Source organism: Shewanella xiamenensis (genome assembly GCF_024971755.1).
GTDB lineage: Bacteria > Pseudomonadota > Gammaproteobacteria > Enterobacterales > Shewanellaceae > Shewanella > Shewanella xiamenensis.
This window is the reverse complement of sequence record NZ_CP079718.1, coordinates 2,838,170-2,855,146: the sequence shown is the minus strand read 5'-3', so window position 1 is coordinate 2,855,146 and position 16,977 is coordinate 2,838,170. Positions and strand designations below refer to the sequence as shown.

At 39.1% G+C, this 16,977-nt stretch carries 11 protein-coding genes and 2 tRNA genes; 10 read left to right on the top strand and 3 right to left on the bottom strand.

Annotation, left to right across the window (positions count from 1 at the left end; all coding sequences use genetic code 11):
* Positions 1-7: 7 nt before the first annotated feature.
* The 6 genes from KXJ80_RS13795 to KXJ80_RS13770 all read left to right on the top strand — a co-directional run bounded on the left by KXJ80_RS13795 (position 8) and on the right by KXJ80_RS13770 (position 4,787).
* The gene (locus KXJ80_RS13795; protein ID WP_256931144.1) at positions 8-1,477 is read left to right on the top strand and encodes a TIGR03503 family protein; all 1,470 of its coding nucleotides are present in this window, start codon (positions 8-10) and stop codon (positions 1,475-1,477) included.
* Between the two features lie 164 nt (positions 1,478-1,641).
* Positions 1,642-1,718, top strand: a tRNA-Asp gene (locus KXJ80_RS13790).
* Between the two features lie 56 nt (positions 1,719-1,774).
* Positions 1,775-1,851 (top strand) — tRNA-Asp (locus KXJ80_RS13785).
* A gap of 700 nt (positions 1,852-2,551) precedes the next feature.
* Positions 2,552-2,917 (top strand): response regulator, encoded by a 366-nt coding sequence (locus KXJ80_RS13780; protein ID WP_037419128.1) that lies wholly within the window; start codon positions 2,552-2,554, stop codon positions 2,915-2,917.
* On the top strand, positions 2,914-3,486 hold the full coding sequence (locus KXJ80_RS13775) for a chemotaxis protein CheC (RefSeq protein ID WP_037419126.1): 573 nt from the start codon (positions 2,914-2,916) through the stop codon (positions 3,484-3,486). The genes KXJ80_RS13780 and KXJ80_RS13775 overlap by 4 nt, the downstream gene beginning before the upstream one ends.
* A 2-nt stretch (positions 3,487-3,488) precedes the next feature.
* The gene (locus KXJ80_RS13770; RefSeq protein ID WP_169547997.1) at positions 3,489-4,787 is read left to right on the top strand and encodes a sensor histidine kinase; all 1,299 of its coding nucleotides are present in this window, start codon (positions 3,489-3,491) and stop codon (positions 4,785-4,787) included.
* 36 nt (positions 4,788-4,823) lie between these two features.
* Here KXJ80_RS13770 and KXJ80_RS13765 read toward each other — a convergent pair whose 3' ends face one another.
* The 3 genes from KXJ80_RS13765 to nosR all read right to left on the bottom strand — a co-directional run bounded on the left by KXJ80_RS13765 (position 4,824) and on the right by nosR (position 10,849).
* Positions 4,824-7,898, bottom strand: a complete 3,075-nt coding sequence (locus KXJ80_RS13765; RefSeq protein WP_218738666.1) for a hybrid sensor histidine kinase/response regulator — start codon at positions 7,896-7,898, stop codon at positions 4,824-4,826.
* On the bottom strand, positions 7,882-9,249 hold the full coding sequence (locus tag KXJ80_RS13760; protein ID WP_218738665.1) for a sensor histidine kinase: 1,368 nt from the start codon (positions 9,247-9,249) through the stop codon (positions 7,882-7,884). Before KXJ80_RS13760 ends, KXJ80_RS13765 begins: the two co-directional genes overlap by 17 nt.
* 289 nt (positions 9,250-9,538) lie before the next feature.
* Positions 9,539-10,849, bottom strand: coding sequence for a response regulator c-di-GMP phosphodiesterase, NosR family (gene nosR, locus KXJ80_RS13755; protein WP_218738664.1), 1,311 nt, complete (start codon positions 10,847-10,849; stop codon positions 9,539-9,541).
* 92 nt (positions 10,850-10,941) lie between these two features.
* Here nosR and KXJ80_RS13750 point away from each other — a divergent pair, with 92 nt between their 5' ends.
* The 4 genes from KXJ80_RS13750 to KXJ80_RS13735 all read left to right on the top strand — a co-directional run bounded on the left by KXJ80_RS13750 (position 10,942) and on the right by KXJ80_RS13735 (position 16,936).
* A complete protein-coding gene (locus KXJ80_RS13750) occupies positions 10,942-11,520 on the top strand; it encodes a response regulator (RefSeq protein WP_037419118.1) in 579 nt (192 codons plus the stop codon).
* Between the two features lie 8 nt (positions 11,521-11,528).
* Positions 11,529-13,505 (top strand): EAL domain-containing protein, encoded by a 1,977-nt coding sequence (locus tag KXJ80_RS13745; protein WP_218738663.1) that lies wholly within the window; start codon positions 11,529-11,531, stop codon positions 13,503-13,505.
* A gap of 9 nt (positions 13,506-13,514) precedes the next feature.
* On the top strand, positions 13,515-14,627 hold the full coding sequence (locus KXJ80_RS13740; protein WP_037419113.1) for an HDOD domain-containing protein: 1,113 nt from the start codon (positions 13,515-13,517) through the stop codon (positions 14,625-14,627).
* Between the two features lie 296 nt (positions 14,628-14,923).
* Positions 14,924-16,936 carry a cation:proton antiporter gene (locus tag KXJ80_RS13735; protein ID WP_218738662.1) on the top strand — a complete coding sequence of 671 codons (2,013 nt, stop codon included), beginning with the start codon at positions 14,924-14,926 and terminating at the stop codon, positions 16,934-16,936.
* Positions 16,937-16,977: the final 41 nt, after the last annotated feature.

Here is a 16,977-nt window from a genome sequence, read left to right as displayed (position 1 = left end):
TTAGCCTATGACGATGTCGCTGCGAAAATCTCTAGTCAATACCACGTTAATACTCGGCTACCTTAGCTTGAGCACGTCATTGTTTGCGGCTGATACGGAACCAGTGACCGCTAAGCCGACAAAGCCGACTACCGATATGGCAGCTAAGGTTCAAAATACTGCTGAGCCAAGTGCTGAGGTTAAGGTAAACAGTGCTGAGAGTAAGGTAAACACGTCGTCCAAGCCCTCGAATATGAAAGTCGTGCCCGTAGATACGGCATCTGAACTTAAAAATCGTTTTCGGGTGGATCATATGGTCAGCAGTATGACACTCATGATCCAGCGAGAATATGGTTCGGCCCCCGTGGTGATTGTCTTGCCCGATGGCAGTAAGTGGTACGCCAATCGTCATCCAGAAACCGTTAAATGGGTTGATGGTATGACCGGAGATATTATTTATATTGAATCACCCCAGCCTGGTCCTTGGCAATTAGTGGGTAAGGTGGTGCCGGGCTCGAAAATTAAACGGGTTTCAAAGCTTGAGATTGAAGTTCAACGATTGCCTCAGCCATTATTCCAAGGCGAACAAACCAAAGTGATTGCCCAATTAATGGGAGATGCAGAGCGCGTTCGCATGCCTGGGATGGACTATTTAGTCGAGTGGACCGCGCACTTTGTCAGTAAGCATCGTACGGGCGATGAAAACTTTGCCGCAGGTGACATTATCGTTGGTTCCTACAAAGATAATGGTGAAAAGTTCGATGAAAGACCTGATGACGGCATATTTACAGGCGATATCAATCTTAAGCAGCCATGGGGTGAGTACGACTTTGTCGTTCAAGCGCGTAACAACGTATTTGAAAGGCAAATCTCATTTCCTTTTAGCTTATCTCCACGACCCGTAAATGCAGAGGTGATAACTCCTGAAGATCCTTTAACGGGTCAATGGAAAATCATGCTACATGCCGATAGTAGCGTATTACAGCTAGCTGAGACCCATTTTTCATTTGAGCTTGTTGGACCTGCTGGTTTGCAACTTCCCCTCGTAGTTCATGGGCTTAAGGAGAGCGACACTGAATTGCCGATACCGCCTGTGACCGAGTTTGGCAGTTACCGAATAAAAGGCTCTGCTGCGACAACGACAGTCACTGGCCGTGAAATAGTACTCGATTTACCTGAACTGTTCTTCAACCTAGTGCAACCGCCCGAGCCACCACCTAGCGAAGAAGAGCTCGCAGCTGTGGCCGCGCAAAAGGCTGCAGAGGAAGAGGCTCTCGCTAAGCAGGAAGCGATCTTCTGGATTATCACCGTCAATGTGGTGTTAGTGCTACTGGGTGTGGTTGGGCTGATTATTTGGCGTAAGCGTCAAAGTTTGGCACAAGCATTAGCCGCGGCCGAACAGCGGATTTTAGATGAAGCGGAACAAAATAAAGCTGATGTCCCATCTCTTGATGAAATAGATTTAACTATGCCAGATGAACCTGATAATCGTAGATAAAAGTGAAGGAAAGGGTGAGATTTACATCGGGATTTGCAGATATTTTGTTCACTTATCATGGGGTTTTGTTAAGTTTGGCGAAATTTTAACTAATCGATGCAATTGAGTGAAAAAAACGGTTGACGCTTCGAACGCTCAACCGTATTATTCACCGCAACTTGAGTGGAGCGGTAGTTCAGTTGGTTAGAATACCGGCCTGTCACGCCGGGGGTCGCGGGTTCGAGTCCCGTCCGCTCCGCCAGTCAAGTTATGCAAGTTAAAATTATATTGCTGTTACAGCGGTATAATAAAAAGTTTGGAGCGGTAGTTCAGTTGGTTAGAATACCGGCCTGTCACGCCGGGGGTCGCGGGTTCGAGTCCCGTCCGCTCCGCCAAATATGAAAAAGCCTCATCATTTGATGAGGCTTTTTCATTTGCGATATCAGTAAACCACTAATGCCTACCGTCTAAAGAATGTTGATATTTTAAGATTCAATTTTGTTCGTTTGAGTAAGTGCTGCTCGCGAAGCGAGTAAATATGGGCCGTTATTTTACTCAAATTACCAGCGTCTCTAATCACTGAAAGTAAAGAGAAAAGTCTTGCCAGAATGAACTCTTCTGGCAGTATTTGGCTGATATTTCTGCGGAGTTATCTTAGTTTTATGTAGCTTAACTATGCAGTATGGACTTTGCCTCGCACAACCAGCCAAACTGCTGCAACAAACCACTCTGAAACGTTGCCAACACGCCCTAATATCTCAAATAAACTGGTCATATTGGCTATGTGGTTTTATCCCAATATTGCTACTCGCATTCATTTAAAACCAGCTGTTTATCTATTTCTTTTAGCCTGGCCAAAGCTTCAATTTAGTGTTTAGCTAAATTTTCATCCTGAAAGCAACTGGAATGCAATCAAGACGGTGGAATAGTTTTACTAGTTTGTTGTTTTGGCATGAGTTATTTTTTAAGTTGAACTTTATCGAGAAAATCATTGTGCTGAAGGTTCTACTAAGATTCTTATTATTAGCGCTTAACATTGACGCATAGTGAATAACGACTAATATAAGACAGATGAGACACTCATGAGGTGATGCTATGCCAATACCTGTCACAATTGCTGATGATTCTTTAATGTCCAGAAAAGCGGTAAGACGAGCTTTACCGGAGGACTGGGATGTTGAGATCACTGAAGCGTGCAATGGAAAAGAGGCTCTAGAAGCAGCTAATTCAGGTAAGGCTGAGGTACTTTTTCTTGACCTGACCATGCCTGAACTTGATGGATTTGGAGTACTTAAATGTCTGCATGAACAACAATCAAAGACGGTTGTGATTGTGATAAGTGCAGATATACAGCCAGAAGCTAAATTGTTAGTTGATTCCCTAGGTGCTTTTCGTTTCTTACAAAAACCGTTACAACCCGCACAGTTAAGAGAAGCACTTTTCGATGTGGGGCTAATATGAACATGTTGCTATCTGAAGAACAGCGAGACGCGCTCCAGGAATTGATGAATATTTCTATGGGGCAAGCAGCTAATTCACTTGCTCGTTTAATCGAAGCTAAAATTACACTATCAATTCCTAAAATCAGTGATGTTACTCCTGAACAATTTGTCTCTATGCTATCGGACGAGGCAATGTGGTACACACGCCAATCATTTTTAGGCAGTATTAAAGGTGAAGTTATTTCAACGCTATCTAAGCAAGGCTGCGATGCGATTGGTACATTAATGGAGTATGAACTGCCACTTACTCAAGACCGGTTAAATGAATTGTTGTTAGAACTTGCCAATATTTTAGCTGGTGCATGTTTAACCGGATTTGCTGAGCAACTTTCATTAAACGCAAAGTTAAGTATGCCGACAATGTACAATGCGGCTAGTCAGCATTACCACTATAGATGGGCAAGTACTTTAATGATGGAGGTTGAGTTTAAAGTGGAAGTGAGTCAGTTTGACTCAAAAGTTGTGATCTGTTTGGAAGAGGCATCAGTTCAAACTTTATTAGCGAAACTACAGCAGCTGCTGGAGTAATTATGAGTCAGTCACAGCTATTGCAGAAGCTTACTTCACGCTTACCACTTGGAATTTGTGTGGTTGATGAGTTTTATCAAATTATTTACTGGAATGAATTTTTTACCGATAGATTGTCAACCGATAATAAGTCAGTTACACACGAAAATAACTTACTCGTGTTATTCCCTGATGCCGCAAAATTTCTTCAAAAAAAAATTAATAGCGTTTTTGTGCTTAATAATGCCAGTTTCTCATATTGGGAACATCGTCCACATGTATTTGACTTTAGTAGCAGTCGGCCTATTACAGGTGAAGAGACTGCTATGTACCAAAATATTGAGTTTTTCCCGCTCGATATAGAAAATAATCAAGTGAAAACAGTTTGTTTAATTGTGCAAGATGTAACTGAGCTTGCAAGTTATTACCAAGCACAAAAATGCCTTTCTGAACAATTGGAACAAGAGCATACAGCACTTAGTCTTCTCAATAAAAAACTAGAGGCTGCTCAGAATCAATTATTACAATCTGAAAAAATGGCCGCAATTGGGCAGTTAGCAGCAGGTGTTGCTCATGAAATTAATAATCCAATTGGTTTTGTGAATTCAAACTTACAAAGCTTACAAGATTATAATGATAAGTTATTAAAATTACTTAGCTTTTATCAAAAACTAGTACATAAGATTGGGTCTCCTCCTTATTTTGCACTTGAACAAGATATGTTGAAGCGACATCAGTTTGAATTTATATGCTCAGATTTACCTGATTTAATCAATGAATCGATTGAGGGATTAGATCGCGTTGCCGTAATAGTGAAAAGCCTCAAGTCTTTTTCTCATGTAGATAGTAGTGAATGGCAATATGCTAATGTAATAGAGGGTATTGAAAATACATTAAAAATTGCTGCTAACCAAATTAAATATAAAGCTGTTGTTCTTCGTAATTTCCAGGATAATTTGCCAGAGCTATATTGTCAGCCAATGCAGCTTAATCAAGTATTCCTTAATTTGTTAGTTAATGCTGCGCAAGCTATAGAGGAAAGAGGTGAAATATCTATCGATGTAAGTGCGACAGAATCAGAATTTATGATTGTTATTCGTGATACTGGTTCTGGTATTGCAGCACAAGATATACGTAAAATATTTGAACCTTTTTACACCACCAAACCTGTCGGAACAGGCACAGGGCTTGGTTTATCATTATCCTACAGTATAGTTCAAAAGCATAAAGGTGAGATTAAAGTCACTTCTACTTTAGGTGTGGGCACTTCTTTCACTGTGATATTACCAATCTTAACTCCTGCTGATGTTTTTGAGTGTTAGCTCTGACTCATGTGTTACCATTGATATTATATCCTATTATTTTTCATTTTCAGCTAAAAGTGCATCCGTTATAGCGGTTGACAATTCGTTGATTTCTTCTAGGGTTATCATTCGATTTTTTAGTTGCACATTGAGATGTGCCGCACATGACGATATATTGCTAAGCCCTAAACACGCACTTGTTCCTTTTAGCTTATGTAATTCATGTCCTAACTTTGTTACTTCTCCATCATTGATAAGTTGCTTTAATAAATACAATGCATTAGGTAAGGTTTTTAGATATTCAATTGTTAAATCATTATCTAATATGTCATCTTCTTTTTTTTGCTTATTATATGTTGATTGGTTTTCTCTCATAAAATATTGCAAGATATCAATGATCTGTTGTTTGCTAAAAGGTTTTGTGATTTTTTTGTTGAAAGGGCTATTTTTTTCACTGTCATCATAAAAAATATCAGCACTTAATAATAATAAAGGAATATTTTTATTCATCGCACTTATTGTATTTGCAGCGGTAAGTCCATCGATAACTGGCATTTGTTGGTCTAATATGATCAGATCGTAATGTTTTAGAGATGCTAATTGTATTGCTTCTTCACCATTGACACCAAAATCTATACTTATTCCTGTATCTTTTAGGTAAATAGCTACTAAGTCTCTAATATCCTCTACATCATCAACAAATAAGATGCTTTTATTTTTCCAGTCTATGATTTCATTTTGAATAATATTGATTTCATCATGCGTTATGGCAACATTATTAATTAATTTTTCTGCGGGTAATGTGATAGAGAAACAAGACCCAATCCCAACTGTACTATGCATATTAAGTTGTAAAGACATAGCATCAGCTAATTGTTTGCTGATAAATAATCCTAGACCTGTACCGCCATAATCTCTACTGGTACTGGAGTCTGCTTGAGTAAATGCATGAAATAAACTCGATGCTTGTTCAGATGAAATACCAATGCCGTTGTCGATAATTGCAATATATAACTCATTTTTATTTGTTATGTTCGCAACTAATTTTACAGTACCTTTTTGCGTGAACTTTACTGCGTTACTAATAAAATTTAGTAATATCTGCTTAAGTCTATAAGGGTCTGTTTTTATATATTTAATATTTGATAGATTAATGTCTAACTGAGTGGTTAAATTTTTCGAATGTGCTAAAACAGTTAATGCATCACTTAAGCTGTTTAAAAGCGGTTCAATAGCAACCGATTGCTCAGCTATAGTCATTTTTCCTTCATCAATTTTTGCCGCGTCTAAAATGTCATTAATGATACTTTGAAGGTGAGATGTATTTTGTTCAATTTTGCAAAGAGCAGTATGTACTTCACCATGGGTAATAGGTAAAATTTGTTCAGTGAAACCTTTAATTATCGTTATTGGAGTACGAATTTCATGGCTCATATTAGCAAGGAATCTAGTTTTAATTGCCGCTAGATGATTTGCTTTATCACGCTCTTCTTCTAATTCTCTTGTTCGTTTTTCAACTCTTTCTTCTAACTCTTCATTAAGAAGTCTTACCTCATTCATTGATGATATTGTTGCGTTGTGAGCACCAGTTACTCGTCGTTGCATATTTATAAAGCTATGCGCTAAAGTGTCAATTTCAAGCGCCGATTGAGTAAGATTCAATGCTTTGCTATTTAAGGTTTTGCCATCCCATTGTTGAGTGTAATCTACCAATTGCTCCAATGCCTGTGTGTAGTTTTTTACAAATCTTTTTGATAGTCTAACAGATGTTTCTAATATTATAGTGATTAAGGCTAGAGCAAGAAAAAAATAAATTGAAAGTTTTATGAAGAGATCGTTCGTGTCAATGAAAAAATATAACTCCCAACCAGTTAAACCTATTTTTTCATTGATGATAAAGTGATGCGCATCTTTGCTAAATGTAATAGGATTAAGTGGGTTGAATATACTTTTTCTTAAAAATGTATCTTTCATCGGCTCGCTATCTTTAGGTCGAGTCCAGACACTGCCGATATCACCACTTACATTGTTTCCCCATACTTTTCTTCCTGATTTATCTATGAGTATACGATGTGAAATACTATCATTATGTTTATCAAATAATGTCAGTAATGAATTAAGTTTTATTGCTAATTGTAGTACACCATCAAATTTATTTTCTCTTATTATAGGTGTGCTTACAGCAAATAATTGATCATCTCCGAGTGATCTTCCTTTGAAGGTATCACTTATAAAAGACGTTTTTGTTTGTTTTACCAAATAAAAATAGGGACGGTCTGCAACGCTCAAGTTGCCGATGTTGTTTGTGTTTGCATCAACTTTGTAGAAATCTCTAACAATACCATTATTATCTGTTACAAGTGAAGATATAAATTCTGAAGATTGTTCCACAAGAAGTTTTAAAGTGTTTTTGGTAACTTGTTTTTCTGTTGTATTAACAATAGTTTCAATTTTTACGATGTAATCTTTTAGTTTTAACTCAATATTGTCCTTAAGAGAGTTAACTTCATTTTGATAATGAACCATTTGTTTCACAAGTTCTAAACTCGTTAGTCCATTGAGACCAAGTGTAATCAGTAATGTTGCAGGGATTGCTGTGTATAATCCGACTCTAAAAGATAGTTGATGTTGCAATGACTGTTTTCTTAATTGCTCATTATTAACATATAATGCAAGGAGTAAACGTGCAGCTTTTATACTCCAAATAAATAATGCCGTTGATAAAGAGCAATATATAATCAAGAAGGATAAATTATCCTTTATAGCTTCCAGTGAAAACATTTTTATAACGAGAATAGCTGCTAAAAAATAAATCACAGAAATTTGCGTTGTGTTTGAGCTATTTTTTTTAATATAAATATTAAATAATACCACTTGTATAAGGCTTAGTATTATAGCAATAAAAGAGGGGAGTGGAGATGCAACAAAAACAAAACATACTAACGCCCACAAGGGACCTAAACGTGCTAGAATCAATAATGCTGCAACATTGCCTATATTGAGAGGTACTGCAATTGGAACGGTTACAACTGATAAATTGGCAACCAAACCAATGATAATACAATATAATAAGAATAATATTCGATGTTTCTTAATGGATTTATTATGTCTTCTAATTATTGCTAGCATGGCTAGACTCCGGTAGACCTATAACAAATTTTGTACCCGAAGGCCCTGTGTAGTCAAGAGTAATAAATCCATTGTGTTGCTCTACTATAGCTCTTGATATTGATAGCCCTAACCCAGTACCTTCACCAATTTCTTTTGTTGTAAAAAAAGGTTCAAAGATATGTGGTATATCAGTCTCATGTATACCGTTCCCATTATCCTTTATTTCAATGTTTATCCAATGATTTATCTTCGTGATATCTATTTCAATTAATCCTTTTTGATGTTTTATTGAATAATAGGAGTTGTTTATAATATTTAATATTACTTGACTTAGTTGTGTTGTGTTTCCTTTGACTAATGCACTTTCTAAATGATGAGTTAAATTTATTTTTATGTGTTTTTTTAGATTGACTTTAGCTATCTTTACCGTATCTTCAACAAGCTTTACTATGTTTATTGTTGATATGGTTTGTTCATCTGGATGTGAGAAGTTACGTAGGTTTTTAATAATATCTCTAGCACGTCTAGCACCTTCTTGACTTTCATTAATTAATTCAATGCTGTCTTTTAATATAAAGTCAAGCTTATATTTTTTTACGGACTTATTAATTTCTGGATATGTATTGTTTACTTCGTTTATGAATGAGTTGATATCTTTTAAGTACACGTCAAGCGTGTTCAAGTTACTATAAATAAATCCTAGTGGGTTATTTAATTCGTGGGCAACACCGGCTGCAAGTTGACCAATTGCCGCCAATTTTCCTTCTTTCGCTAAACTGTTTTCAATTCTTTTTTGTTGTGCAAATAAACTGTCGCGTTCAGCTGCAATATGGCGATAGTCTCTCAATGTAAGTGTGTTTGCGATAAAACTACAGTAGTTTGATATGATAGATTGCGCTCCAGAGTTAAAGCTATAGGGCTCTTTTTTTAGTAAGATGTTTGCATAATCACTGTTGTTAAATTTTACAGGCTGAATTAATGCTGATGTCGCTTGGTGCAATAGGCGTTTTAGTGTGCTTGACCAATTAGAGGTAGAGTCTAAATTGATCACTGTTGTTTCTCTAAATTCAAATTTTACAGTTTTAGTATTTTCGAATGTAATGTGTTTTCCAATTGGTTCCTCATGTGTGCATGCTAAAATACTCAGCTCAGTACTTTCTGGGTTGCAAGTTACGATTAATTGAAGATCAGGTTTTAGCTCCTGTTTGACTAGTGAAAATAAGACGCTAAAGGGCATAGCTTGGTCTATGTTTTCCGTCAAAGCTTGCATCGATTTTGAAATTAAATTATTGAGTATTTTAAACTCTAATAATTCCTGATTTTCTGCTCTTAATTGTATCAGCAATTGCTGTTGGTCATTTTTATTCATTCAATAGTCCAAATTGCACAGCTAACTTTATAAGAGTATTAGTCGTTTTGACACAGTTGATATGGAGCACGTATGTCAACGTTACAAATGCTAATGGAAGGGATGAAAGTTAGCTTTGTATCAACACTGAGTATAGCTTCGTTTAGCTTGCCAATAATCACCGCAATGGTCATAGGGATGATAACTGCTGAATATTTGTCGGACTTTTAACATCACAGCGTGGGCATTTTACATGTATTCAGGGAGTCATATATTTAAGTCATCCCATTGATTTATAATGTTTTAAGCTTTAGTTTGTTTCTATTTCAACTAACAATTGCTCCTTATGTTTTAGCTGATACTTTGATAATTTATCAAGTGAAGCAGAGGTTAGTATATGTCCTTCAGGCAACAGCAGTATGTGCTTAAGATTGTATAAGTTTTGCTTTAATTTCATACCGGCTTTGAGTGCACTCACTTGTAGTCCTCTTCTAGCTTTGTTTGCTATGTCTACTTCTTCGGAAGTGACTAAAATTGACAAAGCGTTGACTATCACTGGGTCATAATAACTGCCCTGGCGTAGTTTTATTGCGTCAAAGCCGTCAGCCATGTTTTTTTTATTACCATCGTATCGGCCTTCAACATGCAGCCAAAAATCTCTCGCTACAGCCAATATTCGTGACCCAAGAGGGATGTCTACGCCTGCTTTTTGAGCGGGTTCACCTCCGCCATTAAAGCGCTCTAATTGATTGACGATGATGAGTGACATTTCGCTTAAATGTATCGCGGGCAGTAAGATCTCTTCAGCATGTAATGGATGTTCATTAAATAAACGACGTTCACGATCATAGAGGTCGGTATATGCCGTTTCAGCTATTTTGGTGGGGAGCGCGATTTTACCGATTTCTGAAAATAAGCCCGCTTTTGTTATCGTAACTACCTGTTCTGCGGGCAATTGCAATGCATTTGCAAGATATTCGCAGGTGGCGCTGATTTTACGGGCCAGTTCGCCACTGAGTGGTGGATAACTCACGATGATATTGTAGAGTACCTCTAAGGTAGCAGCTTCATCTTTTTGTCGTTCACTTGCTAAGTTTTTGAATTTTAATAATGTTTGCTTAAGTTGTTCTGTACGTTTTTGAACGGTTTCCTCAAGGGAGTTATTGAGTTCTTTTAACTGTTTGTTTTGTGCGGCTACCTTGGCAGTAAGTTGTTTGTTTTGACGAATTAAGTGGTACATTGCTAATCCTTCGTCAACCACAGTTAATAGTTCTTGATTATCCCAAGGTTTTTGAACATATCTGTGGATTTTTCCAAGATTGATTGCAGAGACCGTCGAGGCAAGATCAGCATAACCGGTCATTAAAATGCGGTAAGCGTCTGGTTGTAATACCGCCGCTTTAGCTAAAAATTCTGCCCCCGTCATATGCGGCATGCGCATATCGGTGATAATGACATTGATTCTATGCTGCTTCATTAACTCTAAAGCTTGGCTCCCGCTATCAGCCAATAAAAGCTGCAGCTCCTTACCGATGAAAAGCCGCTGTAGCGATTTTAGAATACTGGCTTCATCGTCTACACACAAAATCAATGGCAGAGTGCTTTCAGATGGGGTTGGCATTAAGTCACCTATCGCATTTGTCCTATTTGTCTTATAGATTAAAATTATGCTATAAGTGTTAACTAAGCAAGAATAATCATGGGTACGAGAGCATGAAAACGCTCAAGCCAAGCGATATTGCTCAATATTGCGATGTTCATCAACGCACAGTGAGTCGCTGGATCGCTAAAGGTCAATTAAAAGGTCACAAATTACCTGGACGGGGTAATTATCGAGTCTTGGTTGATGACTTCATTAGTTTTCTACATCAACAAAACATGCCAATGCCAGAAGCCTTTTTAGCCTCAAATAATAATGAGTTAATGGCTGATAAAAAGTCTATTCTTATCATTGATGATGAATTATCGATGCGAAATGCACTCAGGCGGGCACTCCATTCAACACCCTTTGCAATTTTATCGGCACAGGATGGTTTTCAGGCTGGGGTGAAAATTATTGCTGAAAAGCCAGATTTAATTCTTCTTGACCTGTCCTTACCTGGGTTGAATGGTTTTGAAGTTATCCAATTTATTCGAGAGCGACCGGAGTTAGCAAATATTAAAATTTTAGTATTATCAGGGCTTTCACCTAAAGAGTTAGCAGAGTCGATTAGATTAGGTGCGGATGATGCGATAGCAAAACCTTTTGATAATCATGATCTATTGGACAGAGTAAATATGCTCTTAAGCTAGAGGCCACAATGGATAACTCTTTACTACTAGTCGATGACGATGTTGGCATTTTAAAGGCCCTAAAACGCTTATTAACTCGTTCTGGCTATTCGGTAAAGACAGCTCAAAGTGGAGAAGAAGCGTTAAACCTATTACTCACTTATGATTGTAAAGTTGTTTTGACCGATTTTAGAATGCCCTATATGGATGGAGGGCTGTTACTTTCTAAAATCAAACGCTTATATCCTGAAGTCGTCGGGCTTGTCATTAGTGGTTATTCAGATTTTGAGTCGGTGAAATCATTACTTAATGCGGGTAGTGCGTATCGTTTTCTGCAAAAACCTTGGGAAGATAACGAGTTACTTGATGAAATAGCGAATGCATTTACGCATCACAACAAACAGATATTTCAACACCAATCCCAAAAAATGTTGTTGGCTAGTTCCGATGCCTTACTCGAGATATCCCCATCTAATCAAATTGTGCATGCTAATATTGCGGCGACAAAGCTCTTGGGTTCAACCTTGGTCGAGGGACGTTTGCTTGATGAGTTTTTGGTTGAAACAGATAGGTTAACCTTGCAGGAACAGGCATTAGCAATCGGTCAGAGTGTATCTATTAGGTTATTGAATCACACTGAATTAGAAGTGAGTTGTCGTTTAGCTGGTCCTTCTGGGGTCGTTTTGTGTTTAAATCCCGTGACTGATGGAGAGTTGCTAAACACGGCATTTGAACTTCCTTCGCTGCTTAATTATCAGCAGCTTATCTCGGTGATAACACAATATCTCAATTCTCGCAGAGCTATGGTTCTCGTTGTTATCAAGATCAAAAGTTTTGAACTCTGGAGCCGCATGATTGGTTATTCAGAAGCGCAGCGGACTATCGAGCATATTGCATTACAGCTACTTAATTCCACTGGTACGGCAGGGGAGCTTGCACTACTAGCGAATGAACAATTTGTGCTTTGTTTACCTGATATTACCTCCGAGATGGACGCTTTACAGAAGGCCGCTTTAATTATTGACCCCGTGACTGGTAAAGCTAATTTGACCTCATCTAAGTTGGATTATGCTGTTAGTTACTGTCTTATACCCGACGATGGTGATGAGCCTCGAGCCGTTCTGAATAATTTATTACTGGGTAATCTGATGATGGCAGAAGACTCCGTCCGGATGTTCATGCGTTATGATCAGCAAGCTATTGAACGAAAAAAACACCAGATCTCATTAAATCAGGCGTTATTTCATGCGGTGCAACAGCGTCAACTTTTTCTGCATTTTCAGCCAAAATTTGATTTTGCCAAATATAATTTGTCCGGCTGTGAAGCCCTAATTCGTTGGCAGCACCCCGAATTTGGGATGGTTTCACCTGCGTTATTTATTCCTTTAGCAGAGCAACATGGCCAAATGGTGGATATTGGCTATTGGGTGCTCAAAACGGCCTTTATTACTGCGGCTAGATGGCAGAGTGAAGGCATTCAATTTGGAAAAATGGCAATTAATATATCTGGTCGACAGTTAACTGAGCCTGATTTTATTCACTGGATAAAGCATCATATTCAGCTGACAGGCGTTTCACCGACAGATTTAGAATTTGAATTAACCGAAACTTTTTTGCTTAATAACCTTGAAGATTGTGCGATCACCCTTAAGGCGATTGCTGAACTCGGTATCAGTATTGCGATAGATGATTTTGGTACCGGTTATTCATCTTTGAGTTACTTGAGTAAACTGCCTATTAATGTACTAAAAATTGACCGTTCACTTGTGCTCGATATTGAAAGTAATTTGAATACTGAAAGTTTAGTGGCTAATGTGGTCAGGTTAGCACATGATCTGAACATGAAAGTGGTTGTCGAGGGTATTGAAACATTGGACCAACTCAATATTGTCAAATCCTTAGGTTGTGATGTAGTGCAAGGATACTGCATTTCTAAACCGCAATCTGAAGAGGAGTATTTAGCGCTATTGGCTTCTTTTGAAAGTCTTTCAGCTACAATGGCTTAGGAGAGAGTTATGTTTAATGTACTCTTTGTTGATGATGACAGTTTTATGCTTAGAGCTCTCTTGCGGCTAGCGAAAAGACTGAGACCTGACTGGCAGTTTTGGACTGAGGAGGATGGCCTAAACTGGGCAAAATCTATAGCTAATGATGTTAATGTCGATCTTATAATCTGCGATTATTTAATGCCTGATGTTAATGGTGATAGGGTACTCGTTGAGGTTTCAAAACATTATCCCCAGGCAATTAGAGCGTTACTTACAGGTGACACGACAGAGGAAGTAGTATGCAAAGCGGGCAAAACGGCTCATTTTGTATTGAGTAAACCCTTCAATGAACAGGATATTGTACAACTTCTGACCTCAGTGGAACGGGTTCATAAATTGCCATTCTCCCAAGACGTTAGAGCAATGTTGGGCGCAAGTGCTTTATTACTACCTCTGCCAGACATAGTGCAACAGGTCCGCAAAGTGCTTCTAAATCAGCAATCCGAAGCCGCCGATATTGTTGATCTTATTGCCCACGAACCAATTATTACCGCCAAATTATTACAACTCGCAAACTCCGCGTTTTTGGGTTTTAGCCGCACAACACTGTCAATTGAAGAGGCTATCAAACGCTTAGGGGTGGATTTAACTAGCGCGATTATTAGTTCTATCGCCATTGAGCAATCGGCGACGTCGATTATTGATAAGTCTGCACAGAGTAGAATTAACGAGCATGCGTATCAGTTAGCGCTTAACGCTCAAAAAATCGCTAAAGCACTTAATTTACAAAAGAGTTTACAAGAAGAGCTATTTATTGCGGCTTTGATGTCGTCAATAGGTGAGTTGATTTTGGCATCTCGTATTTGGCAAGATTCGTTTGCGACTCAGTTTACGGAGTGGCCAGTGAGAAAACTCATCGTCTCTATATCAGCCTATCTTTTAACGCTTTGGGGGTATAGCGAATCCTTATGTGACAACATTTTGTCCAGCGCAGAGCCTGAGGTGAGTAATGTTGAACATAATCTAGCCTTATTATTATGCTTGGCACACTATGCCACTAAATATCACGGCAGAATCCCCGATGAAATATTGAATAAGCTACCCGATGAGCAAATAAAACTAAAATTAGCTAATCTCTAACTCAAGATACATTTGTGGGCATTTAGATCTTACATATTTATTCGATCACTAACTTATCCCAACTTGCTGAATAGACTGCAACTTTATTCTCTGTCGCTTTCATGTTTCCCATATAGCAATGTAACCCTTCGAACTCCCTTGGTATGCGAATAAAGTTGAATATCATCTCACTTATTTGTATCACTAGAGCGTACTTTTTAGTGCTATTGTTATCATTAACCGTTTATTTTCCTGAATGAAAAAGCGTGTTAGGTTAAATCCACAATCGCATGCCTCACCTAACGAAAGGATGTTTTATGGTTGAAAAAATCACTGGGATGCTAGCACTCATCGGCGTGCTTTCCCTTTTTTGTCAATGGCTTGGTTGGAAGTTGAGATTACCAGCAATTTTACCGCTACTACTCTGTGGTTTACTACTAGGTCCAGCATTTGGAGTGTTAAATCCCGATGCAATATTTGGGGATTTACTGTTTCCGATTATTTCCCTAGGCGTTGCCGTTATCCTGTTTGAGGGCGCATTAACCCTCAATTTTAAAGAGATTAAAGATCATGGCCGCATGGTGACTCACTTAGTGAGTATCGGCATGGTGATCACCTGGGGCTGTATCAGTACCGCCACTTTTTATCTGCTGGATTTTAGCTGGGAAGTTGCACTGCTATTTGGTGCGTTGGTGGTGGTCACGGGGCCAACTGTGATAGTACCAATGCTGCGCAGCGTTAGGCCAAAGTCGCAGCTCGCGAGTATTTTACGCTGGGAAGGGATTGTGATTGACCCAATTGGCGCGCTGCTAGCGGTATTAGTGTTTGAATATATTACGGTATCTGGGAATCAAACTAGCCATGTACTCTATGCACTAGGTTCTATGCTCACACTTGGCTTAGGCTTAGGCGCTGCATCGGGTTACTTAATTGGCCAAGTGATCCGCCACAATTTATTGCCACACTATTTACGTAATACCGCAGTATTAACCCTAATGCTGGGGATTTTCGTCGGCTCAAATTTGTTGCAGGAAGAATCGGGATTGCTCACCGTGACTGTGATGGGCATTTGGCTGGCGAATATGCGCGGCGTGGATATTGCTGAAATCCTTGAATTTAAAGAAACACTGACAGTTCTGCTGATCTCCGCATTATTTATTCTGTTAGCCGCCAGACTAGACTCGAATGCCATGATGGATTTAGGCTGGGGCGGCATTGGTGTACTCGCTGTGACCATGCTGATCGCACGGCCAGTTAGTATTTGGGTATCTGGCATAGGCACGTCATTATCAAAGGCCGATAAGTGGTTCTTATGCTGGATTGCTCCGCGGGGGATTGTGGCGGCGGCTGTGTCTTCATTATTCGCCATTAAGTTAGAGGCAAACAATGTGCAGGGCGCCGAAGCCATTGTACCTTTAGTGTTTTTAATCATTATCGGCACAGTGGTGATCCAAAGCCTAACCGCGGGCCGCTGGGCGAAATACCTTGGGGTTACGTCGGGTTCGGCGCAAGGATTATTAATTTTCGGAGCCTCTAAATTTTCTCGCGAACTGGCAAAAATCTTAAAAAGCAAAGATGTCAAAGTGCTGCTGGCCGACAGCAACTGGGATAACATTCGCCTTGCACGGATGGACAATATTCCGGTCTATTTTGGTAACCCTGCCTCGGAACATGCTGAAACCTATATGGATCTAACAGGAATTGGTCGCGTGCTGATCATGTCGCCCTACAAGCAGTTAAACCCGCTAGTGACGTTCTATTTTCAAGATGTATTAGGCGCTAAAAAGGTTTTTGGCCTTAATAATGCCGAGCAGGGCAGCGCGCGCCATCAATTATCTGAGACTTACAAACAGCGGCTATGTTTGTTTGGTGATACGGTTTCCTATGCCAAAATCGCTAGTCAAATGGCGAAAGGGGCGCAACTTAAAGTCACTAACTTAACTGAAAACTTCACCTTCGATCATTTCCGCAAGCGTTATGGCGAAACGGCATTGCCGTTAGTGTATCTGACCAAAGAAGGTAAAGTTGTGATTGTGTCAGGCAATAACAACCAATTCCCCAACGGCATTGAGTTGATTAGTTTATTGCCCGTTGAAGCCCTTGAAGAAGCGAAAATCCAACAGGCGATTGCAGAGCAAGAGGCGATAGCTGCACAGGCCAAAGCGGCGGAAGAAGCTGCCCTTGCGAAAGCCAAGGCCGAGGAGAAAGCAGAAGCTGAACGTCAACGACTTGAGCTGCAAGCGCAAATCAAGGCTGCGGAACAAACGCAACCTGAGGTTGAAGTTCAAGAAAACATTAATACATCTGATGAAACTCTAGCTAAGGGATAAGCCCGTTAAGTGAGACGAAAATAAAAAAGGCACTAGATTGT